Raw genomic sequence first — 25,828 nt, forward strand, 5'->3', positions numbered from 1 at the left:
ATGTCACCTGAACATCAGATTGATGAAACAAATGAACTATTATTTTATACTCCCTCATCCTGAAAAAAACAATAAGGAATGCTTCCTATAATGAGCATTCCCGAGTAAGAAAGAGTATTTCGATAAAATACCCTTATAAATACAATAATTTGAACCTTTCAGGGGTAATTCCTTCGGCCTTGCGGAAAGTCGCCACAAAATGACTGACATCACGGAACCCTACCCGCTCGGCGATCTCTTTTACCGTTAAGTGCGGGAAATCAGTCATCATTTCCTTAGCCTTGCGCAGACGTATGACGATCAGATAAGCGTAAGAGGTCACACCGAATGCCTGCTTGAATAATGTATTCAAATGACGGGCGCTGACATTCATCATCACCGCCATATCGGACAGGCCGATATCCGGGCTGGCATAATTTTCTTCCATAAAAGCCAGCACAGGCCCCAAACGTTCTACATTATGAGACAAGGAAGGCATAGAGCTGTATTGACCATGTTTGCGCAGCAAAGTTAGAAAGCGGTACATATTGGCCGAAGCGTCCAGCCCTGATAAATCCCGTTCACTCGCCATAGAATGAAGCATACTTTCTCCGAAGCTGTGCAGTTCACTATGAGCGTCCCAATGATACCCGCGCGTGTGCTTCAATCCGAGTTCGGTCAGCACAGCAGCGGCTATCGGTCCATCAAACGTAATGTACAGCGTTCGCCATACTTTCGTCGCCCGGCTGTAAGCATGGGACTCTCCCGGCAGCAGCAGAACTCCGGCATGTTCTCCCAAACGGAAAGAGCCCCCTTGAACGTGAATACCCCTTCCCCGGACACCGTCTGAATCCAGTGAAAGCAGGGATATCCCTCCGGCCGGGATACATCCTCCTGCCTGCTGTTAAATCCGATACTTTCGATAAAAAGCGGCAAAGAATGCTCACGCGTAGTCAGAAAAAATCGCAAATGATGGGGAGTTAAAATCATAAAAAGCACCTCCGGCGCACGCGGTTATGTATTCCTTAATGTTGATCCATATTGTTATATCCATGTTCATTTTATTATATTTAAAAGCGTTTACTTGTATTATAAGATAGAATTATTCTTATATATAGAGGTGATTGGCATGATAAGCGGTAAACTGCCTAAAGTATTTTACGGCGGAGATTACAACCCTGAGCAATGGGATGACACCACACATAAGGAGGACTTACGGATGTTCCGGCTGGCAGGAATTGATATCGCCACAGTCAACGTATTTTCCTGGGCCAAAATTCAATCCGATGAAATCACATATCATTTTGAATGGTTGGATCAATTCATCGACAGTTTATATGAAAGCGGTGTCTTTGTGTGTCTTGCCACCAGCACTGCGGCTCACCCTGCCTGGATGGCGACTCGATATCCGGATATTCTCCGGGTTGATGTCGACGGGCGCAAACGAAAATTCGGCGGACGCCACAATTCCTGTCCGAACAGTCCCACCTACCGCAAATATGCGGAGAGCATGGCTGACCGATTGGCAGAACGCTACAAAAACCATCCCGCGATCCTCGTGTGGCACGTGTCCAATGAGTACGGCGGGGATTGCTATTGTGATAACTGTGCTGCTGCATTCCGAGTGTGGCTCAAACAAAAATATGGAACACTGGAAGAAGTGAACCGGGTATGGAATACTTCGTTCTGGGGACACACCTTCTATGATTGGGATGAAATTGTACCCCCCAATAATCTGAGCGAGCATTGGGGCGAAAACCACTCCACCTTTCAGGGCATTTCCCTTGATTACGCACGCTTTAATTCAGACAGTATGCTGGAATGCTATTTGCTGGAGTATAACGCGATCAAAAAGCATATCCCCAGAGCTGTCATAACGACCAATCTGATGGGCTTTTTCAAGCAACTGGACTATTTCAAATGGGCAAAGCACATGGATATTGTGTCTTGGGACAGCTATCCGCGGGCTAATACCCCACCGAGCTATACCGCGATGGCCCACGATCTGATGCGCGGTCTTAAGGATGGGCAGCCTTTTATGCTGATGGAGCAAACACCGAGCCAGCAAAACTGGCAAGCGTACAATTCGCTCAAGCGGCCTGGTGTCATGCGGTTATGGAGTTACCAGGCGGTAGCGCATGGCGCGGACACGGTCATGTTCTTCCAGCTTCGCCGTTCCATCGGAGCCTGTGAGAAATTCCACGGGGCTGTGATTGAGCATGCCGGTCATGAGAATACACGTGTATTACGGGAGGTGGCACAGCTCGGTAGCGAGCTTGGCACATTAGGTAATACGCTGCTGGATGCCACCGTGAACGCAAAAGTAGCCATTTTGTTCGATTGGGATAATTGGTGGGCACTGGAAAAATCAAGCGGTCCTTCTGTAGCACTGAATTACGTCGATCAGGTGCATAAATACTATGCCGCCCTCTTCCGCCGTAACGTCCAGGTAGACTTGATTTCCGTGGAATCAGATTTCCAGAAATATGATCTCATTATCGCGCCTGTACTCTACATGGTCAAGCCGGGTACAGCGGAAAAACTGGAACAATTTACTGAACATGGCGGCACCTTTGTCACCACCTTTTTCAGCGGAATTGTGAATGAAAACGATCTGGTCACAACCGGAGGATATCCGGGTAAGCTACGTAAGCTTCTCGGAGTTTGGGTAGAAGAAATTGACGCACTTCTGCCGGAGTCACGCAATCGGATCGTATTGAAGGAACAGGTGGGAGCATTACAAGGGGAATATGAATGCGGCTTACTCTGCGACCTGCTGCATAGCGAAGGTGCCGAGGTGCTGGCAGAGTACGGCGATGATTTTTATCAGGGAATGCCTGTGCTGACACGCAATCGTTTTGGTCAAGGTGAAGCATGGTATGTGGCTTCGGACCCTGAAGAAGCTTTCCTGGACGGTCTGCTGGTCTATATTTGTGAGGAAAAAGAGATTCCGTTCTTGCTGCGTGATCCTGCGGGTGTGGAGGCCAGCGTTCGCTCCAAGGATGGAAAATCGTATTTGTTCATCTTGAACCATAACGCCGAGAAACAGAATTATCATCTGGATGAACAAAAAGGACATGAGCTGCTCAGCGGCGAATTCCTGGAAGGAGATGTTACCATCGAAGGCTATGGCTTTCACGTGCTGGAATTATCATAAATATTTAATATCTTACATTGTCGTTCACTTTACGGTATAAGTGCAATTTCAGGTATCAAAGGAGTTCATCATGAAACGACTGCTATGGATTGGCAGCTTGTCTTATTTTCTAATTGGCCTGGCGCACGTGGTTGTAGGATCTCTGCTGCCCGTGCTGTTGGAGCACTATGGCCGGAATTATACGGAGGGCGGAAGTCTAATCTTCGCCCAATTTTCCGGTTTTCTGGCTGGCGTCCTGCTGTCGCCATGGCTTGCAAGGCAGTTTGGCAAACGCCGGACGCTGGTATTCGCCTTGCTGCTGCTGTGTGCGGCGGAAGTGCTCTACTCACTGCTGCCCCCATGGGGTTGGCTATATGCCGTCGGAGCGGTAGCTGGCTTTGGCTTCGGCATGGTGGAAGCGGTCATCGGAACCATCGTGATTAGCGGTATTACCGAAGGAACGGGTGCGGCGATGAGCCGTCTGGAGGTCTTTTTCGGGATCGGCGCGTTAGCTATGCCTGCGGTTGCCAGCCAGTTGATCGCCCTTGGCTGGTGGCGGTTGGCCTTCCCTGTCATCTCCGTCTGTGCGGCGGTGGCAGTCGTAGCCTGGCTACAGGGGTCCTTCGGCAAGCTGGATGCCGTATTGGACGAATATGGGCGTCCCAGGGAAAGGCATACGCATTCCGGCTCGGCCCTACATTCTTCATCCAAGGGAGCTTCTAAAGTGAACGCTGCGGGAAATTGGCGGCTGCTGGCACTGTTTATCATCTTTTTCTTTATCTATGTAGGGACAGAAATGAGCCTTGCCAATTTCCTGCCTTCTATGTTCATTGAACGGCTGGGCCTTTCCCAAGCCGAGGCGGCACTCAGTGTTACCTGCTTCTGGCTGGCAATGGCTGCCGGGCGACTGTTCGCAGGAAACATTGCCGACCGATACGGCTATGGTGTCTTTGTTGCCCTTAGCTCGCTTGCTGCGACTATGCTACTCTGCGTGTTCCCGCTGGTCAAGGGAACTGCTGGTGCCTTTGTGCTTATCGCGTTGCTAGGGCTGGGCATGTCCGGTATCTTTTCGATCGCACTCGTCTTTGCCAGCAAGATGATGCCCGGCACAGAAGAATCCACAACCAGCCTGCTTATTGGCGCAGGTGGAGTCGGGGGCGCTCTGCTGCCATTATGGCTCGGACACAGCATGGATCGCGGCGGGGCTGTCGATTCAGCCTGGTTGCTGGCAGGCTTCGCTTGTACTTTGTGCCTGCTAGGCGGCATTTTGTACGCTATATACATGCGCAAAAAGCGGCTTCAAACCGCTTCATAATTACGGCGCGCTTCTTCTGGCGCCCCCGGCTGTTCCTTGGTGTGAACCAAGGTAACAGCCGGGGGCGCTATTTTTATATAACTAGATGAATGTACCTGTACAAAGACCCATTTTTATCCAAAAATAGATCATTGCCTATCAACGACAGGACAGATGTCCATGCCTGCCATGGATGAATGGAGTAGTATACAACAAATCGATATGGAGGTGTTTGTATTGGGTCGTCCCGAATTGAAACGAAAGAAAGGCCGTAAAAAAGACGTTTTTATCCGCTCTTGGTTTAGTAAAAAACGTCCGAAGAGAAAATGCCATTCGAAACGAAAGTGCTTTTGCAAGGAAATCGTCGTCAGAAAGCAAATCGTCCGTGTAAATATACCTCAAAATGTTTTAGGTATAACAGGCGCAGCTGGAGCTATAGGTGCAGCAGGTAACGTAGGTGCAGCGGGCGCTGTGGGTACTGCTGGAGCCGTCGGAACTGCGGGAAATGTGGGCGCTGCAGGCGCTGTGGGTACTGCGGGCACCGTTGGGACTGCCGGAAATGTAGGCGCAGCGGGGGCTGTGGGCACTGCGGGCACCGTTGGGGCTGCCGGAAATGTAGGCGCAGCGGGGGCTGTGGGCACTGCGGGCGCAGTTGGAGCTGCGGGTGCGGTAGGACCAGCAGGTCCCGTAGGTCCTGCGGGCATTCCAGGGGCAGTCGGTCCAGCAGGTCCTGCGGGCATTGCAGGGGCAGTTGGTCCAGCAGGTCCTGCTGGCGTTGCAGGGGCTGTCGGTCCAGCAGGTCCTGCGGGTGCGGTAGGTGCCACTGGGTCTACGGGTACCGCAGGAGCGACGGGGGCCACCGGGGCTACGGGAGCTACAGGAACCGCAGGTGGAATAGCTCAGTTTGGTTATATCTACAACTTAGGAGCTCAAGTCGTTCCGATAGAAGCGGATGTCATTTTCGATACGAACGGTATACTTACACCTGGAATTACCCATGCTCCCGGTACTACGCAGATTGCAGTTACCGATGCGGGGAACTATGAAGTTAACTTTTCAGTATCGGGTGTAGAGCCAAGCCAATTTGCCATATTTATTAATGGCACTCTGGCAGCAGGAACCATATACGGCTCAGGAGCTGGTACGCAGCAAAACACAGGGCAGGCCATCCTCGCTCTAGCATCCGGTGATGTCCTTACCCTGCGAAATCATAGCTCTGCCGCTGCGGTTACCCTGCAAACCTTGGCTGGAGGTACCCAAGCCAACGTAAACGCTTCTGTGGTTATCAAAAAATTAAGTTAGACATGGATACATCCGGTTTAACATATGGCTGACCTGCTCATCTGCTAATATCAAACACCAGCTTGTTTCCCGCTTGGGTCATGGCAGAAAATCCATTCACTTCTCCATGGGTTGCATGGCCATCAAGCTCTATGTGTTTTTTAGCTTCCACAAAGATCCATCGTCAGGAAGCAGCAGTATAATTTCCTTAACCCCTGTCGCATGAGCGGGAGGATGGGGGTTACCTTCTCCATTCCATACATTGCCGCCAATATGGTGATAATACCCGCCTGCGGGCACAAATAACGCGGTATCAAACTTTTCAGTTCCTGAGGGCAGCTTTCCATCTGTTACAATGTCATCCAACCGACCCGTGCTTCCGGGTGAATCTGAAATTCCTGCGTATGACTTCGTTTGTACTCGTACGAGTCATATTTTTCCCTGCTCCATATTATTCATAGTATTTCAATGTGTTTATCAGCATGTCAAAAAGGCTTACACCAACTCAGGCTCGAATTGGCATAAACCTTGATTTAATAAGAGAGTACCATTCACTCCAATAGCTTAAAACGCCATAATAATTCCTTTGTCATTGGCATACATCGAACTGATTCCTCTGGTGGGCACAATCAGAATATCCTTAAATTGATATCGGTTCTTCAACGCATTCACCAGTTTCTCCGCAAGCCCGGGATTATTACAGTGGGTAATCACAATGCTTTCCCCCTCCGTAGCCCGACCACTTTTTTCGATCGTATCTGCCAGCTTTTCAATGATTTGATTTTGACCACGCGCTTGGGTAAACAATGCGATATTTCCGTCACTGTCTGAACCCAAAATGGGTCTGATATGCAGGAATGAAAGTATCTTTCCTGTAATTTTATTCATTCGTCCGTTCTTCACCAAATTGTCCAGATTCTCTAGGACAAAATAGGTTTTCATCTTCGTGATAAAGCTTTCCAGTGAAGAAATAATCTCTCCTTTATGATACCCCTCGTCGATCAGCTTGCGTAATTTTAGAGCTAACAATATTTGTCCAGCCGACGCGCTTTTCGAATCGAATACATGAACATCAGCCCCTTCTTCCTCCGCCATATCCTTACCAACTAATGCACTTGAATACGAACTGGACAGATTGCTGGATAATGTAATGGCAAAAGAAGTATGCTCACCTTGAAAGGCTTCCTTATACAGCATAGGTGACGGTGAAGCCGATCCGATCTTGGTTGTACAGGCTTTCATTTCTTCCATAAACTGAGGTAAATCTAGCGTTTCATCATCTACAAAGCATTTATCTCCCAGCGTCATATTTAACGGAATCGTAGTAACTTGCATCTCTTCTCTAAGCTCTCTCGTTAAATCACAGCAGCTATCTGCTATTATTTTATACTTCATCCTGTACACCCTCACATTATGTTATTTTTCAGTAGATTCCGCATTCATAATACGAATGGAAAGCTCGATCAATCGTATAAATTCCCTGACATTGTCCTCACCCAGATCCCCTACCAGCGCTTCAAAATAGCCTTCAATTCTCTCTTGTTTCTGTTTAATCAGGGATGCACCTTCTGGTGTAAGCCTTACACACATTCGTCGTCTGTCATGCTCAGACATTTCCATGGTCACATAGCCTTTTTTCCTTAATCCCGTAAGCGCTGCCGTAATTCTCGATCTGGATACATGCAGGTGGTCACTGAGTAAGGATGGATTAATTTCATCATCTCGATGCTGAACTAAATATTGAAGCACATGGTTTTCCCCCTGAACAAGCTCCGTCAGGCTACCGAATAATTCCATGTCATAAATCCGGTTAACGGATTCTCTCAATTCGTCCCTTAGTTCATAATCTTTCATAGTGAACCTCCGCAAAACACATAATACATACAGTTAACTATTAATACTATGTACTATAATGAATTGCTGACGATAATAACAATGAATTATTTGTGAATTTTAATACAAGGGTTATGAGAACTCAGCGTCGAATAAGAAAAAAATATGCTGGTCACCTCTTGCCTGTTTACGATAAAGGAGTTGTTACATGAGATGAAACCTTTTACTCTTCGCCAATCCCAAAATTCCGATGTTGAAACCATTGCTCATTTACGAGCCATTGTACTGCGTAACGATTTAAGCAGGTTAGGAAGATTTGATGAAGAAAAAGTTCGGCAACGCTTCCGTGATGCATTCGACTCTGTACATACCTGGATCATCGAAGTAGATTCTTCTTTTGTTGGTTGCATAGCTTTTAAACCGACGTTAGACGGTTATTTATTGGAGCATTTTTATATTCATCCCAATTACCAAGGCAAAGGGGTCGGCAGTCAAGTATTAAGAAATCTACTTGAACAAAATGGTGTAAAAGGAAACCGTGTAACCTTAAATGTCCTGCAAGGAAGCTCTGCCAGACGTCTTTATGAACGGTTTGGTTTTAAAGTTGAAAGTGAGGATCCTATTGACGTTTACATGTCCTTAATCGTAGAGGGAAATTCCAAAACCGTCGAAGGATATTAGCATCTATATAAACTGAACTTAAAGGTTTCATGTATTGCCACTGCGCATTCGGAGTCAGCTTATATAGAAGAAAAGGCCAACCAGTAAATGCTGGTTGACCTCATCATTTGAAGACTGCCGTACATTTCTTAACGGTAAGAACAGCCTTTCAATGTGATAATATAGTTTCGTTATAACACCGATTTGACGGTGTCTTGGACCTGCTTCAATAGTCCTTTATAGCCATCTTCATCAAGGTAACCGATACTTCCAAGCAGCAAATGACCGACGGATTCAATCCCAACGAAATCAAAAATCCCCGTATCCGAAGTGATCTTCAATCCTGCGGTCATACCGATTTCATCGTAAATCGCGTTGGGAGTACCGTGTGTATTCACAATAAAACCTTTTTTACCTGTAAGAAGCTTATTAATCCCTTCCGGACCAGACGTATATGCAAAGCCGTAGGCAAATACACGATCAACGTAACCTTTCAGGATAGCAGGAAGACCTGTCCACCAAATAGGAGAAATAAATGTAATCGTATCCGATTGTGAGATGTATTCCTGCTCTACTTTGATATCGGCTGGAGTTTGCCCTGCTCTCATAGCGGAAGTATCCTCAGGTTTTAATACAGGTTGAAAATCAAGGGCATATAGATCGCGTACAACGACTTCATCGCCTTTTTCTTTCAAGGTATTTACAACAGTTTCCAGTATCGCATGATTCAAACTTTCAGCGTTAGAGTGAGCATAAATGATAAGATGTTTCATTTCAATAACCTCCAGATGTTTTATTGTTATTTTGGCATTTATATAGATATCTATACATTTACTCAAAAAAATTTATAATCTGTTTTTTACATGTTCCAGCAGATATTCCAGTTGTTCTTTTTCTTCGTCTTTGAGACCACCATAAATGGTTTCTTTTAATCTATTGGAGATCGCCTCAAATACAGGCTCCAGCTCTTTCCCCTTATCGGTCAGATATATCAGGGTAACTCTGCTATCCTCCCTTTCCTTTTTTCTTTCGACATACCCCAACTTCACTAGCTTGTCGATCAAAACAGTAACTGTTGGCTGCTGACGAGAAATTTTTTGCGTCAATTCCTTAATGGAAAGCCCGTCCTTTTGATAAAGGAACATTAGGATTCCACCATGGGTAGGTACAATCCCTTCAATTCCATTCGATTCGAGCTCAGACACAATCAATTTATTGATCGAGTCTCTAATGGTTCCTATCAGTGCAGCTGCATTATTTTTTAACATACAAGCATTATTACATAGACATCTATATATATCAAGTATTTTTTGTCAGCCTGATCTGGTTCTAAGTTTAACGTATGAATGCTTCAAGTTGCCCTTTCTTTATTGTATAAGCTAAGCAACAATAAAGAGGAGCTTCAAAAGTTCTTGAGTAAAAAAGTGAGCAAGTGGGAATCTGTGATGACTTAATTCAAAATGGTTGATGGTGGACTGCTGTTGCAGACACATTAAAAAGCCAAAATACCCGAAGTTCCTATGACTTTGAGTATTTTGGCTTACATTGTTTATTTATGAAATGAAGAGATATTCGAAGCATGGGATATTTTAGTTGAGCGTTTTAAGTACCTCAGGTGTGAAAGTTTGAAGATCATGAATTCGACCTTCACGTATTTTCGTAGCCCATGCAGGATCGCCCAGAAGCGCACGCCCAACAGCTACCAAATCAAATTCATTGTTGCCCAGCCGTTCCAGAAGTTCATTAATATCTTGGTGTCCTGCCCCTTTCCCTTCCGTATAACTTACAAAATCCTCATCCAGACCTACAGAGCCAACCGTAATCGTGGTTTTTCCAGTCAGCTTCTTCACCCATCCGGCAAAGCTCAAATCGGAGCCTTCAAATTCAGGTACCCAAAAGCGACGTGTCGAGCAATGGAAGATGTCCACGCCCGCTTGTACTAACACATTCAGGAGCTGCCTCAGTTTATCCGGTGTATCGAACGGCTTTGCGTTGTAATCATTCATTTTCCATTGGGATAGGCGCATGGCAATAGGGTAGTCAGGGCCAACCTCAGCACGAATAGCTTCCACAAGCTCAATGGCGAATTGAGCACGTTTTATGATATCGCCACCATAGCGATCCGTACGTTGGTTCGTTTTCTCCCAAAAGAATTGATCAACCAGATAGCCGTGTGCTCCGTGAATTTCAACGCCATCAAAGCCTAGTCGTTTTGCATTCGCAGCTGCATCGACATAGGCCCCAATGACCTTGACGATTTCTTCTTCTGTCATCGGCTCGGTTACTTTTTTTCCTTCCAGGTCCAGCCCTGATGGACCAATCGACAGCGCTTCCGGGTTCGGCTGAGATCCCAAAGGACGAGCCATCCCCATATGCCAAAGCTGTGGAAAAATTTTGCTTCCGGCTTCATGCACCTCTCTGACCACTTCAGCCCAACCGTTTAAAGCCGCTTCCCCATAAAAATTAGGTATCCTCGGCTCACTTGTTCCAGCCGGATGGTCAATCACTGCACCTTCAGTAATAATAAGACCTACATCATTCTCTGCGCGACGGCGATAATAAGCGGCTACATCCGGTCCTGGCACACCATTTGGTGAAAAAGCGCGGCCCATTGCCGGCATTACAATACGAGTCTGTAGGGTCAGATTATGAATGGTATAAGGTTGAAATAAAGCTTCTGTTGAATGGACATTTTGCGGTTGATTACTCAAGGATTGTACCTCCTCATTTTCTTTTATCGTTTTAAAGGATTATATATAAGGCTCATGCAACATCAAACGGGGTGCAAGTGAAATGTTAGCAATGTTTAATTTATCATTCAACCGACAAAATGTTCATTCTGTTGCTTAACCAAAAGGGTTATGAAATTGTTGTATATCTAAATTCACTTGTTGACAAAACAACACATGTTTATAATGGGGGAATCATTTGATTTACCTGAAAGGAGTGTCTTGAGGATGCCTGGTGTAACTTCACCCAACCCAAACGATCCGCGCGTCATTCGAACACGTAGATTAATTCTCGACGCATTCGTTGACCAATTAAATAAGAAGGACTTCTACACGATTACGATCAATGACATTACCCAAAAAGCCACCATTAACCGTGCCACGTTCTATGCACATTTTCAAGATAAATATGCACTGCTTGAAACCCTTTTGTCAGACGCATTTTTGGAGTATGTTATCAAGAGGATTGATGCTGAGGCACGTTTGTCGGAGGAGACCATTCATAAACTTATTCTTTCGTTATGTGACTATCACGACTCAAGTAACCAATGCGTTCATAAATATAATTCAGTGGCACCGATCCTGGAAGAACATATTAAGAATCAATTAGAGCAATTCATACTTCAACTCATAACAAGAGAAGCCAATAATACAGACCAAAGAACGTTAGAACTTGCCGCGAACATATTAAGCTGGTCCATTTATGGTGTAACCTTTCATTGGAACGTGGAAGGAAAAAAAGAGTCTCCTACAGCTTTAGCCGAGAGAGCTGTGCCATTAATATTCAATGGGGTTGTCTTATCTCTAGTTTCACAAATCTCTTAGCAGAAAATGCGAAAGGGCCGTTCCCAGTGTTCATCGATGATTTTCTGGGACAGCCCTTATAATATTTAACACAATAATAGCAGCTTTTATTTAAAGAATTTTCTTAAACATCTTGATGACTTGTTCTTTGCTAGGTATGAACGGATTGCCCGGAGCGCAAGCATCCTTCATTGAGTTCTCGGCAAGCAGATCCAAATCCACTTCATTTACACCCAGTTCAGAAAGTTTGGAAGGAATCCCAACTTCCTTCGACAGGTCTTTGATTCTTTGGATTACATAGTCTGCGCATTCCTTATCCGTTTTCCCCTTATCTTCAAAACCGATGACCTTAGCGATGGCACGAAATTTCTCCGGTACATGCTTGGCGTTCTCCTCCTCCACAATCGGCAGCAGCATGGCATTGCAAACACCATGAGGCAAATCGTATACACCGCCAAGCTGATGCGCCATAGCATGAACGTAACCCAATCCGGCATTATTAAATGCAAGTCCTCCCAAGAAAATAGCGTATACCATTTGCTCACGTGCTTCTATATCATGACCGTTGCTCACTGTACGAGCCAAATGATTAAAAATAATTTCTACTGCTGCCAACGCAGTCGCATCCGTTACAGGATAAGCACCTGGCGTAACCAAAGCTTCAATAGCATGGGTCAAAGCATCTAGCCCTGTAGCTGCCGTTAACGCGGCGGGTTTGTCTACCATCAGTTCAGGGTCGTTGACCGAAATCGTAGCTACACTATTCTTATCGACCATAACCATCTTGACCTTGCGCTCTTCGTCCGTAATGACATAATTGGCGTGATTTCAGCGGATGTTCCTGCTGTGGTATTAATAGCGACAATAGGTAGCGATTTATGCTTGGATTTATGAACGCCCTCATAATCGGTTATATGTCCCCCATTGGTAGCAATAATGCCGATTCCCTTAGCCGTATCCTGTGGTGATCCTCCGCCAATGGAAATTAAAAAGTCACATCCGTTTTCTTCCAGAAATTGAACGCCATCATGTACATTTTTACAGGTCGGATTTGGTTTGACCTCATCGTATACCGCATAGTCCAAGCCAATATCATCCAGCAAGGATGTGATCTTGCCTGCAATACCGCTCTTCATCAAAAACTTATCCGTCACGACTAGTGCTTTGTTTAAATTCAGCTCTTTTATATAGGGTCCAACTTCATGCAAACAGCCTTTTCCCATTAGATTGATAGACGGTACAAAAAATACATGTGCGCTCATAAAAATCGGCCTCCTAAAGGATTCACTTCTTGATGCCTCGCTAAATACGGAACTATTCTATAAAGTGAAATATTTCACATATGTAATTTTATCTTTATTTTATTTTGTTGTCAATGATAAAACACAGATATTATTTTGTTTTGTTTTTGTTTGTTTTGTTTTTCGAATGAATACAATATTTGGTACACAACTAATCGGATGCAGTCTCGTACAACTTAGATGAACACATTCACAATGAGGTGATAACAGCATGACAATCAACAAGAAAGCATTGCTAGCTCTGCTAGCGGTATCACTGCTCCAAGCAAACCCGTCGTATGCAAAGTCGGTACGGACGACTCCGGTGACAACCGTTTATGTAGATGACCGCCCGCTTCAGCTTGCCGCCCAGCCGCTGCTGCTAGACGGGACAACGCTCATCCCCATGCGCCAGTTGTTTGAGGCGCAAGGAGCCAGGCTTTCCTGGGATGGATCCAGCAAAACCGTAACGGCAACCAAAAACGACACGGTGCTGACCTACCGCATCGGGGAACTCGCTGCCACCTTAAATGGCAATACGCTATCCCTGAATGTTCCCGGACAGATGGTTAAGGGCAACACGATGATTCCACTACGTTTTGTAAGCGAAGCACTTGGGAGCACAGTAAAGTGGGATGCCTTGACCCGGACGATCCGAATTGCCTCCAGGGACGATTTTTTCACAACGGTTCTTTCCGGGGTCAACCTGCGCAGCAAACCGGATTCATCGGTAGCTTCCCCTTCCCTGCGGCTTATTCCAGCCGACGAAAAGGTTCATGTCATCCGCGAGGTCAATGCTCTCTGGCTGGAAGTGCGCACTAAAGACAACCTGACCGGATACATATCGGCAAAACCAAAATACAGCAACTATTCCAGCCCATCCCTGGCGGAACGGCAGGGAGATGAACTGATCGCCTACGGTGAGAAATTTCTCAGTACCCCTTATGAATTCGGCGCAGCAACCGGACAGACATCGACCTTTGATTGTTCTTCTTTTGTGGGGGAAGTGTTCCGGCATACGCTCTCTATCGACCTCCCCCGTGTCTCTTACGATCAGGCTAAAGAAGGGCGGGAGGTCGGGCTGAACGAGCTGCGCAAAGGCGACCTGCTGTTCTTCAGCGCACGCGGCCTGGAGATCGGCCATGTGGCGATCTATGCAGGGAACAACACATTGCTGCATACGTTCTCCAAAGAACGCGGCGTTCATTTTGACACGCTTGACGACAAATGGCAGAAACGGTTCGTAACGGCCCGCAGGCTTTTTTAGGACGAACCAGATAGCCAATAACAGGAGGATTCCAGTACCACATTCATTATCTTCTAATTGCCTTTTGCCAGACGCACCCTTGCGGTTTGCGTTCAGGCGGCAAAAGGTCTGGGTTCATTGTAAAATGGAGGTCATAACGTTTAAAGGCTACGAACGCATAAATGAATTGGATTAAGGTGTTAAGCCTTTTAAAATACTAGGCAGAGTCTTTTGAATATAGACAGGAGGAATAGTTATACAAATTGAGACAAATCGGCTCATCATTCGTGATATTTGCAGATCCGATTGGGAAAGTATACATACGTACACTTCATTGCCTGAAGTCACCAGGCATACAGCATGGGGACCGAATACAGAAGAAGATACAAAGGCGTATATAGAACAAGTTCTAGCTTCACAGCAGGAACAGCCAAGACAAGATTACGAACTAGCCATTTGTCTGAAAAACGATGGAATCCTGATCGGCGGCATTGGTATTCATGTCAAAGATACTAATGCAGAATTGGGTTACGTTTTGAATCCAGATTATCAAGGAAATGTCCACCATAACCTGCTCCACCTTCATATCCACCCATGGCTTGAACCTCCTTTATTTGTAGTACAGCATAAATATATGCACAAATACGTCAGAGTACAGGGCATACAGGTAATAATTACAAAGGCTCTATCGATCACATACCGATAGAGCCTTTTATACCGAAACAAGGATTGGGCGTTACCGCCACGATGCTTTAAAAATTAAACCCAACAGGCTTTAGTGATGATAACCAACAGAATAAAGAGTACTAAAATTGCTGCTGGCGATGTGAAAGCACCAAAACAGTTTTCCCTACGCTCAGCTCCTCCAACACATTCACTCACATGAATTCCTCCTTTTATTTAGATACCGTACACCGTATGTGCCATTCAATAAATTTGGCAAGGCTAAGCGGAAATTACTTCGACGAAAAAATTCCCCGCCGACCAGTTAAGGTTAGCGGGGATTGTTTGTTCCTATTCCGTTCAGAATCCATAACTAACCAAGTAGCTTTTCTTTCAGCTCAATACTCCTATTACTCTCAGCCAGCTTTTCAAGCTTCTCTAGCGTCCCATTCATTCATTGATTGGTTGTTTGTCTTGTTGATATTTTTCAATATGTTTTCAACTTCAGGGTCTTCCTGACTAAGTTTATTCCAGCGCACCATTTATCAAAGGGGGACAGTTCACCTTCTGCAAGACATAATAACACTGATTTCCACTCCAGAAGAATTTCTATCCGTTTTTTAAGGTATTGCTCATCTAAGTTGGCTTCCACACCGCTGCATCGGTTGGCACGCGCGTTTGACTGTATCAGGCTATCCAACCACAATCTTGTACCAGTTACCTCAAATACTTATTAGGAGTCCTTAATATAAGGCTACACATTAGACTCAGGGATTGACTGGTACAAATATATAATAGAACGTTTCTCTTAAGAATTTACAGTGGAATTGAACTATCGTTATTCGTTAAAAAATAGACTGAGTTCAAATCACCATACTATTGTTTCTGGGGTTACACCGACCGGAAAAGTTTCTTCGGCCTTGTCTCGTCTAGTGTACATGTCAAACCACGCCTCAGCAATGTAGTCAGGATCTGTTTGCGTTCCCTGCTTAATGAATACCCCCAAAGAGAGATGTCCGACATAAATACCTTTAGGCGCAAGATCAGCATGAAGATTGATCAAATAGTTTCGTAAACCAGCCATAGCAATACCGATGTTCCCCATTATTTGCATCGGATAAATTGCAGATAGGCCCGTCGTAAACAAGAGTGCGCCTTCGCCCTCCTTAATCATATCAGGTAAGACAGATTGGACGGTTCGAATTGCACCAATCATAAAGCCGTTAAAGATGTCTAAGGCATTCTCGTCTGTTACCTGCCAAGCTGGAGTAGGTGGATAGTTGCCAACCGTTGGACTAAACTCCACGACATCAATTGAACCAAACTTCTCTTTGATTGCTGCAAAAGCACCCTCCAGCTGTTCTTTACTATACAAATCAGTTGCAAAGCCAGCTGCCGCGATGTTCTGTTCTTCTAACTCCAAAACTAGATCAACCAGTTTACTCTGGTTTCGAGATATCAAGGCAATCTGAAATCCATTTTTGCCGAATTTACGTGCTAACGATTGACCTAGTCCTGGACCTGCTCCGACAATTACGAGTGTTTTCATTTTGTATATCCTCCTAGTTAAAATTCAGCTGCTGCTTTTACAGTTTCTTGTAGTCGCCTACGGGGCCCTCTGGCCTTGAGCATTTTTTCAACATCCACATATTTCCCCATAGGCATTTCCGCAAATGCAGGTGATGTCTTCATAAAGGAAGTGGATTTGTCCCAATCTCCGAGCATAACCATGGTAAGCTCAACTGTATTACCATCGGGATCTTTATAGTAGAAGGCAATATTGATACCTTGATCTGCAGTTACGATAGGCTTAATACCGATATCTCTTAACCGGATATACGTATCCAGAAGATCATCAAGAGAATCGTATTCGAATGCTAAGTGACTAATGCTTGAGCGAGGCCTACCCGTTTCAGCGACAGGTAATCCGGGAATTTCAATAAGCGCTATTCGGTGGTTTGCTTTATCGTTCGTCACCCATGCTGCTTTAACGCCCGGAAGGTTACCTGCTGGATTAACTTTCTCGAAATTGATTTTCATTCCGATCGCCTTACTGTACCACAACAACATTTCGTCGATTTTACCTGTTGTAATACCGACATGATGTAGAGCGGAATGCTTTACTTCACTTCTTTCTGCCATTTGAACACCTCCTCAGTTTTAGACCTCAATTAATCAGCTACTTTTTACCCTAACGGAGGCTTTCTTAATTGTTGTATACAATCGGCATCTGATGAATTAAGGATTGGTTTGAAGCTGCATGGTGCATAAATTCCGATCCTTATCAGATTTCAAGGTTGGAGTAGCAAGTGTAACAATAACCTCATGACCATCCGCAACAGGGGTACCTTTTAATTTTCTGGACGTATCGAGCGCGGGTCCCAATGTGCTAATGACGATATCAGCATTCGATATTGCTTTTTCCACCAAGTCTTGATTAGATAATTGACCCTCGACAACATTTAGCTGCTCATGTTTCTGTCCAATTTTCCCCGCATTTCTAACATAAAGGGTAACGTTATCCCCGTTTTGAATTGTTACCTCAGTCAAAATTTTCCCGATCGCACCACTACCACCAAAAAGCGTTATGTTCATTAGTCGATCACCTCGATGCTTTATTATTAAATTGCTCTTTTAACCCAATAAACATCAAGGTTACAGCAAAACTTAATCGAACTTTTGTTGAATATATAACGTTCGTTGGTTATTATTATATGGAATATGATGATTGCTTCAATCGCTAATAAAGTGATTTTTGTTTAATATTCAACGGAATCAAATGATTTGTTAAATATCTTCTGGGGGCTATACATTATGGGAGTTAAAATCGATCGAAGAATCCTAAAAACGAAGGAAGCCATATTTAATGCATTTATCGGTTTGATCTCGGAGAAGGATTTTGAAGAAATAACTATTAATGAGATTGCGGATCGGGCGAATGTTAATAGGGGAACCATTTATTTTCACTACAACGATAAATACGATCTTCTTAACAAATGCATCGATGAGCATTTGAGCAAAATGATTTCTATTTGCATCTCGACCGATCCAAACCAAGAGAAAGTTAATTTTATCCATTCATTGTTACCTGTTTTTCAATACTTTGAGCAGAACCATACGTTTTACGCTTCCATGCTTTCGAATAAAGGAATCCCTGCTTTTCGGGAGCATATGTTGGAGATCGTGGCAGGGAACATAAAAGATCAGGTCAATATGGAGGACCTTAATAAGGGGTATGACAAGCAATTGATTACGCAATTTATGGCCTTTGCGTTCACCGGGGTAATTGAATGGTGGATTTTAAATAACATGCCTCATCCACCTAAATACATGGCAGAGCAGGTATGGGGATTGTTTGAAAGGAATCAGATTTACCGTTCTTAAGCGAGTTATCCCGTTCTTTAACTTATCAATTAGCGAAAAAGGTATTATTTCGTATGTTGCAGTATCATTCTTATCTGAATAAATGAATAGCAGTTCGGAACAAGGCTCCCGTAATGATACCGCCCTCGATCTCATTACCGATTAACTTGCTACCTCGTATTGTACTTGCTTTAACTGTACTGGCCTTTATATCTGAAGCATTCATTTCTGAGCTGTCGATCTGGCCTGTAAGCTTGATTGATCTAGCAACTATATTACCCTTCATATCCGCTCATGGCTTGAACCTCCTTTATAGTACAACATAAATATAAGCTCAAATATGTCAGAGGACAGGGCATACAGGTAAACATTACAAAGGCTCTACCGGTTACATACCAGTAGAGCCTATTATACCGAAACAAGGATTGGACGTTACCGCCACGATGCTTTAAAAATTAAATCCAACAGGCTTTAGTGATGATAACCAACAGGATAAAAAGTACCAAAATTGCAGCTGGCGATGTGAAAGCACCAAAATGTTTTACCTTATGCTCATGTCCACATTCACTCACATGAACTCCTCCTTTTTATAAGATACGGTATACAGTATGTATAAATAAAGAAATTGACTAGACTAAACAGTGAGCCAGTTTATCGCGATGGTTGGCTCAAACTGAACACTAGTACTTGGCGAGATTTGTACGTTTGCCATGGTGACCTCCTCTTTTATATTAAAGAAACTGCGGCTACTTCAACTTATGGGTTAAGTTGGGCAATTTGAGTGAGTTCTTCTTGCAGCACTTTTTGATGTGGAATCACGTTTCCAGATGAATCCATTCCGAATACCGTGATAACTGTATCTGTTGGAACCATGCCTGTAACAAGAAATTGAACTTCGTAAGAAGTATTACCTACGATGTTGAAACTAAGAATTTGACTAGTATTCGCATTAATCGTCAGTGAATTGGAATAAACCAGTGACTTACTCGCTAAGCTATTCCATACGTAGATGTGATAAACAACGTTAGATGAAAAACTAAGATTATCATTATTAGTGTCGCAGGCCTTCCTCTAATTGGAGACTACATTGGAAATGCCATTGTTCCTCAAACAGGCCGCCTTGTAACCGTTTGGACGGACACTCGGACAGGAACTGAAAACATTTGGTTTGGCGATAACCAATAAACTTCTAAAGTCCACTACATGGTTTCATGAGATCCAGGAACTCGAATCAGCGAGACAGCTTTCGTTACGCACAATAAATTTGTATCTATAAACAAAAAATACCCTGCCAGCTTACTGCCAGTAGGGTATTTACTTTATTCTTTTATTCAGTAGTTGCAGGTGTTGAACACTTTTTAATCTCGATATATATTCCCAGTTCTGATAGACTATATTCAAAAATGAATTGGGTTATGTAAATTGAAACGCCTTATTACATGTCTGTTCAAGAATAAGCTCATCGACGATGCGCTGAAGGCTTTTCAGATTGAGCGTTCTTTGAGCATGAAAGGCTGTCCCTATGACAATGCCGTTGCGGAAGCTACTTTTAAAATTTTCAAAACGGAGTTTGTGAAGAAACGTCATTTTGAAAGTCTTGCTGAGCTAACCACAGAATTACATGACTATGTACACTGGTTTAACCATATTCGGATTCACGGTTCTCTGGATTACTTGAGTCCGGCTGAGTTCAAGCAGAGGCACCACAAAAAAATTGTCTAGTTTAGTGTTGACAATCCAACTTTTCTACGAGGCCTCCGTATAATCCAAAGGGTCATTTATGTTCTTCATTCATTCGGTTGTTTTAGAACAAGTAAGAGTTTTTTAATCTCAATCAGTTCGCCTTCGATCCGATGAAGGTGGCTCTGCATATCGTCAATCTCTTGTTCGGCTTTGTAGTTGATCGCGAAGTCAATGATCGATTCATGCTTATCCCTTGCAGTTTGGCGGTTCTGACTCATCATAATGACCGGAGCCTGGAATGCTGCGATAAAGGACAAACACAAGTTCAACAAGATAAATGGAGGTTCATCGAAATGAAAGCGAGTAAACGGCAAGCTGTTCAAGAGTATCCAGATGGTCAGAAAGATAGCGAAATAAGTAATAAATCTCCAGCTACCGCCGAATGATGCAATCCGATCCGCAAGACGATCTGACCAGCTTGTCGTTCTTTGGTACGCTTCATCTAAATGAGAAAGAATGCTATTTTCGTAACTATCGACTAGCCGATCAATACGACGAGTATTTTCCTGATTCAATTCAATATCAAAGCCTTGAATATGAGCAGCACTTTTATTTTGCTGCTTTTTTTGAAAAAAATTCATTTTTGACATGTCGACTGCCTCCTTGTTTTAAGGCAGTCAGGCCCAATACTACCCCGTAGGAGAGGAGTTGCAACCATACTCAATTACGGTATCTAGTTTTAACCCGACTGCCAATAGACTCACTGGTTCTGGATCCGGTTCAGACGAACTTCGACTACTCATAAGAATGGTTCACCCCCTCTCCCATATCGCATTGTTGGCTCCATATTTTACTTGTCTCACAGGAACCATGTCACTGCCAATACCTAACACATTGAAATAAAAACGCCCCTCAGCTCAACTGAAGGGGCGTCGTTCTGCATGCAAGATAAGGCATGCAAATATCCGATTCCCCCAAGTCGAGCTTTAGCACTATACGACGTAAAAGAACCAAAGTTCTTTAGCCACATTAAGAAGAGCCTTAATCCGGCAATTCCTGTTATACCCATTGGCATCTTTCGATGTTTCCGGGCAGTGGCTTATGTTCGTATAGGAGCCTCACCTAACGAGGACATCAATATTTCCCTTGCAAGCATACTGCTGTCCAAATGTGCTGTCAACCCAAATATATTCACTATATTTTACATATGTTTGCACCTGGTGACAACGACGCTGGCACTCCCCCTTATAATGTAAAATAAAAAGTCGCTGTGCCGCAGGTGCGGCAAACAGCTAGTCTACAACCTCCACCATATCTTCACTCAACGGCTTTACTACATATACTCTTACCTGGCTTACTGCAGCTGCAAACAGTTCGATATCCGACTTTAACACTTTATATGTATGGTTCATGCTGATCACCTCGATAATCATTCGGTGAACGATGTGGTAATTCCTTCAACAAAACAATCCCCGCCGACCAGTTAAGGACAGCAGGGATTTTTAAGGTGTTTTTTGAGTTGTTACTTACGATTATCTTTTTTTGTGGTTTTCATGGTCGCGACGTCTTAAACCTGCCAATCCAATTAATCCTAACAGACCAAGCCATCCCCAATTATCATTATCGTCATCGTTATTATTAGTAGTCAGCATTTGTGTTCTACCATTGTCCTTTGTGCCCATATTGGTTTCACTGTTTTCAGCAAATGCTACTACCGCTCCAAAACTTGAAATCATTAATGCAACAACCACCATTATCTTCATTTTTTTCAACATGCCTAAACCACTCCTTTAAATTTGTGTTTCCAATCAATTCTTTAATGTATTTAGCATGCCCAGTAGAACTTATTTCGTATACATTATTTGTAATGACAGTATTGCTTTTACCTTCACATTAAATCTTCACTACTGGGAATCATAAATTTGTACATCATTAAAGTAAACAAGGAGTGGTTTTTATAATGGGAATCCTAAGCGGGAATCCAAAAGACGAGCCCATGCATTACGGAGAAATTTATAGTGTGTGGCAGTTTTCGGCGTTAGCAAAGGGCAGCGTTTCATTTTACCAAGCATTTTTAAACCACGCAGGAGACAAAGAACTCAAAAAAGTACTGGATGATCTTATTGATCAAGCTAAACTGGAAATCCAAGAATGCGACGCAATGCTTACTGATAATGGTATTGCCCCAGCCCCTATTATGCCTGAAAGACCCCCTGTGAAACTTGAGGATATCCCGGCTGGTGCAAGGTTTACTGATCCCGAAATTGCAGCTAAAATCGCATTAGATACCTCTGTGGGATTGACATCTTGCAGCCAAGCTATGGGTCAATCCATTAGAGAAGACATCGGGGCTTTATTTGCGAAATATCATCTAACTAAGACTGCTTTGGGAGTTCGTATTCTAAAAATGAACAAAGAAAAGGGTTGGCTAATACCTCCCCCTCTTCAATTAAAACGACCTGAACCAGTTAAAGCCTAAATTTCCTGTACGATCTTCAACACACTGTTCCTTAGATTCTTCAACAAAAATCCCCGCCGACCAGTTAAGGTTAGCGGGGATTTAATCTTATTTAGAGTATTCACTTACTTCAAACGTTAGGATACGATCATACAGCATGTAATCCTTTCGGCTACTGAATGGTCCTTTATTGTTGTCATGCTTGTTAATAGCGTACGAAGCCGGACCAGATCCAGCCTGCTTGCTCTCATACCAGACAATAAAGTCATTGACCTCTTTCATGCTCAGATCAAATTCTTTTTCTAATCCTGTTGTCATGGTTACTACCACTATGGCACGATCACCTGGTAAATTTTCATCAGGTTCTGAGGGCTTTGGTTCAGTAGTTGGATTAGGATCAGGAATAAGTACTGCCTTTGGAGTGGCTGAAGCTTCATTTGAAAATGTACTTTCTCCCCCATCATTAACGGCTGTTACAACGTAATAATAAGTTGTACCGTTCTTAACATTGCTATCTATGAAAGAGGTATCTTTAATCATGTCTGCAATGTTCTCATAAGGACCACCAGATTTTACAGACCTTTTTACCGTATAACTTGTAGCATTGGCAACCGAATCAAAACTTAATGTGACTTTTGACTCTCCGCCAACAGCATTTAACTTTTGAGCGGCAGCAGGAACATCACTCCCGGTGAATACATCAAGCTCATTAATTGTTCCAGTTCCACTTAAGACTAAATATCTCGAATTGGGAGAAAAGCCTTGAAAAACAGAACCATTCATTGGATAAGAACTAGTGCCGAATCCTGCGATGTAACCTTTAGCGCTATTATACATATCCCATCTTATTGAACCTGTTGCATCAAAACGATAGGACCTTACCGTGTAACTAGATCCTAAATCGATAATTAAATACTGTGATTTTAGGGATATCCCTGTTTTATTATTATTATCAGTAGCTAGTAGACTTGACTCCCCTTCTCCCCATAATGTGCTACTTAGGATGGCTTGCTTTCCATTGGCCAATCCACCTGAATAAGCACTGACTGAAGAGAATGGAATGAGTAGTACAAACAATAAAGTAATAGATAAAATTAAACCGAAAATCTTTTTCATTAAAAATTGCTCCTTTGATTAATATGTTCAAAGAATAACAAAATTCAGAAAGGGGTGTCTAAACATAAACTTGCTAATCTATAAATATAATCTATATATTTGAATATTTATTTTTTATTGGGTATAAAAAAGGACTCATACCAGCTTCTACACTGATTGAGTCCATGTCTTTATTTAACGATAAATTGCACTTTTGTTCAATCTTCATATTCATCCAGTTTGTGACCGACCCAGCCTCCATCTCCACGATTATCCTTCGGTCTTATGTACTTTATGTCTGCACCCTCTCCACCTTCTGCACACATTGCCATGGGTCACTCGTCACGGTCATATCCTTTTTTCATCGGAACTCCCTTTAATAACTCCTTACGGTTTTCCTCGGCTCCGTCCCGATCAATCGTACATACAGCAGAGTGTCGGCTGCTATTGCATCTCTAATGTGTGCTCCAGTTTCAGGGTAGCGTGAGCTTGGAAACTCTAATGTATACCCAGCTTGTTGGTTGATTGCTGTCTGTTCAGCATAAACGCCTTGTACGGAAAAAATAGTAGCTAGTAAAAATACGATTAATCCTCTTGCGATTCCTTTTATCATATGACACCTCCATAATAATTAAATCTTCTCAATACTATATTATGAGGTGTGTCGAAGTGTCAGGAAGCTTGTCGTAAAGTAAAAAAAAGGCTATACCGCTTATGCGCTATAGCCTTTTAAGAGCTATTAATATGTGGAATAATTATAAGTTTGAATTTTGTAACGGGTGCATCCTGCTAATAATTCGCATGTGGAGTCGGTATAACTAATAGAGATTGAATCGAGCCTATACCCATTTAGGAAGTTCAAGTCCTTATAACCTACTTCGGAAGCTGCATAGTCTTCCCAATCATTTGCCCAAGTTTTATGGATCGGCTACACTCTTCTAGACAGAAAAATTGTGGTCTAATATAGTAGACTACAGACCAACCTAGGAGGAGCAAACGGATCATGACAAAAAAAGAAAGACGTACCTTTAGCGCTGAATTTAAAGCGCAGATGGTTCAGCTCTATCAAAGTGGTAAACCGCGAAAGGATATCATTCAAGAATATGATTTGAATCCTTCATCGCTGGATAAATGGGTGAAACAGAGTTCCACATCTGGATCCTTCAAAGAGAAAGACAACCGGACTCCAGAGGAATTAGAACTGATCGAACTTCGAAAACAGAACAAGCAACTGCTCATGGAGAATGACATTTTAAAGCAAGCCGCGCTGATCATGGGACGAAAGTAAATGTCATTCGCCAGAATAAACATAAATACTCGGTATCAGCCATGTGCGACGTCCTAAAACTTCCGAGAAGCACCTATTATTATGAAGAAAACAAAGTAGAAGTGACATCGGAGGATGAGCTTTCCTCCCTGATTATGGACATTTTTCAAAGCAGCCGTCAAAACTACGGTACGCGTAAGATCAAAAAAGCGTTGCACCAGCAAGGCTTTACGGTATCCAGGCGGAGAATTGGACGAATCATGAAGGAATACGGGTTGATTTCCTCGTATACGGTCGCTCAGTACAAGCCTCATCCCACGAGATGCAATGAAGCCAAGCAAGCGAATGTACTGGACCGGAAATTTGAACAAGAGCAGGCGTTATCTGTCGTCGTAAGCGATCTGACGTACGTCCGAGTGGGTTCATATTGGAACTACGTATGCTTCTTTGTAGATCTGTTTAACCGCGAGATTATCGGCTACAGTGCAGGCCCCCACAAGATGCCAAGTTGGTTTACCGTGCTTTGGCTTCAATTTAAGGGCAACCTGAATGACATTCAGCTCTTCCATACCGACCGAGGCAATAAATTCAAGAATAAGCTCATCGACGATGCGCTGAAGGCTTTTCAGATTGAGCGTTCTTTGAGCATGAAAGGCTGTCCCTATGACAATGCCGTTGCGGAAGCTGCTTTTAAAATTTTCAAAACGGAGTTTGTGAAGAAACGTCATTTCGAAAGTCCTGCTGAGCTAACCACAGAATTACATGACTATGTACACTGGTTTAACCATATTCGGATTCACGGTTCTCTGGATTACTTGAGTCCGGCTGAGTTCAAGCAAAGGCACCACAAAAAATTGTCTAGTTTAGTGTTGACAATCCAGTATGTGTCATTCAATAAATTTGACAAGGCTAAACGGAATTTACTTCAACGAGAAAAAGCTCTGTTAACCTTAGGTACCTCTAGCAGCTTGTCAGTGGAACTAATATTCGCTCTATAAGTTCACGCTTACTATAAAGTAGGATGTAAACGATGTTATCAGAAGGGTAAAATGACGTA

General features: G+C 43.4%; 22 protein-coding genes, 5 pseudogenes and 1 riboswitch. Of the genes and pseudogenes, 11 read left to right on the forward strand and 16 right to left on the reverse strand.

Annotation, left to right across the window (positions count from 1 at the left end; translation table 11 throughout):
- Positions 1-133: 133 nt before the first annotated feature.
- Positions 134-969, reverse strand: a pseudogene (locus ASL14_RS01685) (helix-turn-helix domain-containing protein).
- Between the two features lie 139 nt (positions 970-1,108).
- Here ASL14_RS01685 and ASL14_RS01690 point away from each other — a divergent pair.
- The 3 genes from ASL14_RS01690 to ASL14_RS01700 all read left to right on the forward strand — a co-directional run bounded on the left by ASL14_RS01690 (position 1,109) and on the right by ASL14_RS01700 (position 5,711).
- A complete protein-coding gene (locus tag ASL14_RS01690) occupies positions 1,109-3,136 on the forward strand; it encodes a beta-galactosidase (RefSeq protein WP_134910211.1) in 2,028 nt (675 codons plus the stop codon).
- A 70-nt stretch (positions 3,137-3,206) separates the two neighbouring features.
- A complete protein-coding gene (locus ASL14_RS01695) occupies positions 3,207-4,430 on the forward strand; it encodes an MFS transporter (RefSeq protein ID WP_134910212.1) in 1,224 nt (407 codons plus the stop codon).
- Between the two features lie 504 nt (positions 4,431-4,934).
- The gene (locus ASL14_RS01700) at positions 4,935-5,711 is read left to right on the forward strand and encodes a BclA C-terminal domain-containing protein (protein ID WP_442953257.1); all 777 of its coding nucleotides are present in this window, start codon (positions 4,935-4,937) and stop codon (positions 5,709-5,711) included.
- Between the two features lie 129 nt (positions 5,712-5,840).
- Here ASL14_RS01700 and ASL14_RS01705 read toward each other — a convergent pair whose 3' ends face one another.
- From ASL14_RS01705 to ASL14_RS01715, 3 genes are all read right to left on the reverse strand, one after another.
- Positions 5,841-6,056 (reverse strand): VOC family protein, encoded by a 216-nt coding sequence (locus tag ASL14_RS01705; RefSeq protein WP_134910213.1) that lies wholly within the window; start codon positions 6,054-6,056, stop codon positions 5,841-5,843.
- A gap of 198 nt (positions 6,057-6,254) precedes the next feature.
- A complete protein-coding gene (locus ASL14_RS01710; protein ID WP_134910214.1) occupies positions 6,255-7,085 on the reverse strand; it encodes a DegV family protein in 831 nt (276 codons plus the stop codon).
- A gap of 21 nt (positions 7,086-7,106) precedes the next feature.
- On the reverse strand, positions 7,107-7,544 hold the full coding sequence (locus ASL14_RS01715; RefSeq protein ID WP_134910215.1) for a MarR family winged helix-turn-helix transcriptional regulator: 438 nt from the start codon (positions 7,542-7,544) through the stop codon (positions 7,107-7,109).
- 192 nt (positions 7,545-7,736) lie between these two features.
- Here ASL14_RS01715 and ASL14_RS01720 point away from each other — a divergent pair, with 192 nt between their 5' ends.
- On the forward strand, positions 7,737-8,204 hold the full coding sequence (locus ASL14_RS01720) for a GNAT family N-acetyltransferase (protein WP_134910216.1): 468 nt from the start codon (positions 7,737-7,739) through the stop codon (positions 8,202-8,204).
- Between the two features lie 170 nt (positions 8,205-8,374).
- Here the strand turns inward: ASL14_RS01720 and ASL14_RS01725 are convergent, their stop codons facing one another.
- The 3 genes from ASL14_RS01725 to ASL14_RS01735 all read right to left on the reverse strand — a co-directional run bounded on the left by ASL14_RS01725 (position 8,375) and on the right by ASL14_RS01735 (position 10,894).
- The gene (locus ASL14_RS01725; protein WP_134910217.1) at positions 8,375-8,956 is read right to left on the reverse strand and encodes an NAD(P)H-dependent oxidoreductase; all 582 of its coding nucleotides are present in this window, start codon (positions 8,954-8,956) and stop codon (positions 8,375-8,377) included.
- A gap of 72 nt (positions 8,957-9,028) precedes the next feature.
- Positions 9,029-9,451 (reverse strand): MarR family winged helix-turn-helix transcriptional regulator, encoded by a 423-nt coding sequence (locus tag ASL14_RS01730; protein ID WP_134910218.1) that lies wholly within the window; start codon positions 9,449-9,451, stop codon positions 9,029-9,031.
- A gap of 321 nt (positions 9,452-9,772) precedes the next feature.
- Entirely contained in the window at positions 9,773-10,894 is a 1,122-nt protein-coding gene (locus ASL14_RS01735) for an NADH:flavin oxidoreductase (protein WP_134910219.1), read from the reverse strand.
- A 246-nt stretch (positions 10,895-11,140) separates the two neighbouring features.
- Between ASL14_RS01735 and ASL14_RS01740 the strand changes: the two genes are divergently transcribed.
- Complete coding sequence (locus ASL14_RS01740) at positions 11,141-11,737, forward strand: TetR/AcrR family transcriptional regulator C-terminal domain-containing protein (RefSeq protein WP_189338211.1); 597 nt, start codon at positions 11,141-11,143, stop codon at positions 11,735-11,737.
- Between the two features lie 90 nt (positions 11,738-11,827).
- Here the strand turns inward: ASL14_RS01740 and ASL14_RS01745 are convergent.
- Positions 11,828-12,978, reverse strand: a pseudogene (locus tag ASL14_RS01745) (iron-containing alcohol dehydrogenase).
- Between the two features lie 250 nt (positions 12,979-13,228).
- On the opposite strand from ASL14_RS01745, the gene ASL14_RS01750 reads away from it, so the two are divergent.
- Positions 13,229-14,263, forward strand: coding sequence for a C40 family peptidase (locus ASL14_RS01750; RefSeq protein ID WP_134910221.1), 1,035 nt, complete (start codon positions 13,229-13,231; stop codon positions 14,261-14,263).
- Positions 14,264-14,576: 313 nt separating this feature from the next.
- Entirely contained in the window at positions 14,577-14,948 is a 372-nt protein-coding gene (locus tag ASL14_RS27630) for a GNAT family N-acetyltransferase (RefSeq protein ID WP_237171606.1), read from the forward strand.
- A 53-nt stretch (positions 14,949-15,001) separates the two neighbouring features.
- Here ASL14_RS27630 and ASL14_RS27635 read toward each other — a convergent pair whose 3' ends face one another.
- The 4 genes from ASL14_RS27635 to ASL14_RS01775 all read right to left on the reverse strand — a co-directional run bounded on the left by ASL14_RS27635 (position 15,002) and on the right by ASL14_RS01775 (position 17,500).
- A complete protein-coding gene (locus ASL14_RS27635) occupies positions 15,002-15,124 on the reverse strand; it encodes a sporulation protein YjcZ (RefSeq protein WP_134910222.1) in 123 nt (40 codons plus the stop codon).
- A 649-nt stretch (positions 15,125-15,773) separates the two neighbouring features.
- Positions 15,774-16,454 carry an SDR family NAD(P)-dependent oxidoreductase gene (locus tag ASL14_RS01765; RefSeq protein WP_134910223.1) on the reverse strand — a complete coding sequence of 227 codons (681 nt, stop codon included), beginning with the start codon at positions 16,452-16,454 and terminating at the stop codon, positions 15,774-15,776.
- A gap of 17 nt (positions 16,455-16,471) precedes the next feature.
- The gene (locus tag ASL14_RS01770; RefSeq protein ID WP_134910224.1) at positions 16,472-17,047 is read right to left on the reverse strand and encodes a VOC family protein; all 576 of its coding nucleotides are present in this window, start codon (positions 17,045-17,047) and stop codon (positions 16,472-16,474) included.
- 96 nt (positions 17,048-17,143) lie between these two features.
- Positions 17,144-17,500, reverse strand: a complete 357-nt coding sequence (locus ASL14_RS01775) for an NAD(P)H-binding protein (RefSeq protein ID WP_134910225.1) — start codon at positions 17,498-17,500, stop codon at positions 17,144-17,146.
- Between the two features lie 219 nt (positions 17,501-17,719).
- On the opposite strand from ASL14_RS01775, the gene ASL14_RS01780 reads away from it, so the two are divergent.
- Together ASL14_RS01780 and ASL14_RS01800 are read left to right on the forward strand one after the other, a co-directional pair.
- Positions 17,720-18,289 (forward strand): TetR/AcrR family transcriptional regulator, encoded by a 570-nt coding sequence (locus tag ASL14_RS01780; protein WP_189338212.1) that lies wholly within the window; start codon positions 17,720-17,722, stop codon positions 18,287-18,289.
- 1,425 nt (positions 18,290-19,714) lie between these two features.
- A pseudogene (locus ASL14_RS01800) lies at positions 19,715-19,990 on the forward strand (transposase); the annotation flags it as partial.
- 65 nt (positions 19,991-20,055) lie between these two features.
- On the opposite strand, the gene ASL14_RS01805 reads toward ASL14_RS01800, so the two are convergent.
- Entirely contained in the window at positions 20,056-20,601 is a 546-nt protein-coding gene (locus ASL14_RS01805; protein ID WP_134910227.1) for a DUF1003 domain-containing protein, read from the reverse strand.
- A 314-nt stretch (positions 20,602-20,915) separates the two neighbouring features.
- Positions 20,916-21,088: riboswitch (M-box (ykoK) riboswitch) on the reverse strand.
- A 395-nt stretch (positions 21,089-21,483) separates the two neighbouring features.
- Positions 21,484-21,726, reverse strand: a complete 243-nt coding sequence (locus ASL14_RS29185; RefSeq protein ID WP_134910228.1) for a WGxxGxxG family protein — start codon at positions 21,724-21,726, stop codon at positions 21,484-21,486.
- 185 nt (positions 21,727-21,911) lie between these two features.
- On the opposite strand from ASL14_RS29185, the gene ASL14_RS01815 reads away from it, so the two are divergent.
- Positions 21,912-22,430 (forward strand): DUF3231 family protein, encoded by a 519-nt coding sequence (locus ASL14_RS01815; RefSeq protein ID WP_134910229.1) that lies wholly within the window; start codon positions 21,912-21,914, stop codon positions 22,428-22,430.
- A gap of 87 nt (positions 22,431-22,517) precedes the next feature.
- Here ASL14_RS01815 and ASL14_RS27205 read toward each other — a convergent pair whose 3' ends face one another.
- Together ASL14_RS27205 and ASL14_RS01825 are read right to left on the reverse strand one after the other, a co-directional pair.
- Entirely contained in the window at positions 22,518-23,525 is a 1,008-nt protein-coding gene (locus ASL14_RS27205) for a fibronectin type III domain-containing protein (RefSeq protein ID WP_189338213.1), read from the reverse strand.
- Between the two features lie 197 nt (positions 23,526-23,722).
- Positions 23,723-24,117, reverse strand: a pseudogene (locus tag ASL14_RS01825) (NucA/NucB deoxyribonuclease domain-containing protein).
- 390 nt (positions 24,118-24,507) lie between these two features.
- Between ASL14_RS01825 and ASL14_RS01830 the strand changes: the two are divergent.
- Positions 24,508-25,625: pseudogene (locus ASL14_RS01830) on the forward strand (IS3 family transposase); the annotation flags it as partial.
- Positions 25,626-25,828 lie beyond the last annotated feature (203 nt).

It is taken from the genome of Paenibacillus sp. IHB B 3084 (assembly GCF_001447315.1).
GTDB lineage: Bacteria > Bacillota > Bacilli > Paenibacillales > Paenibacillaceae > Paenibacillus.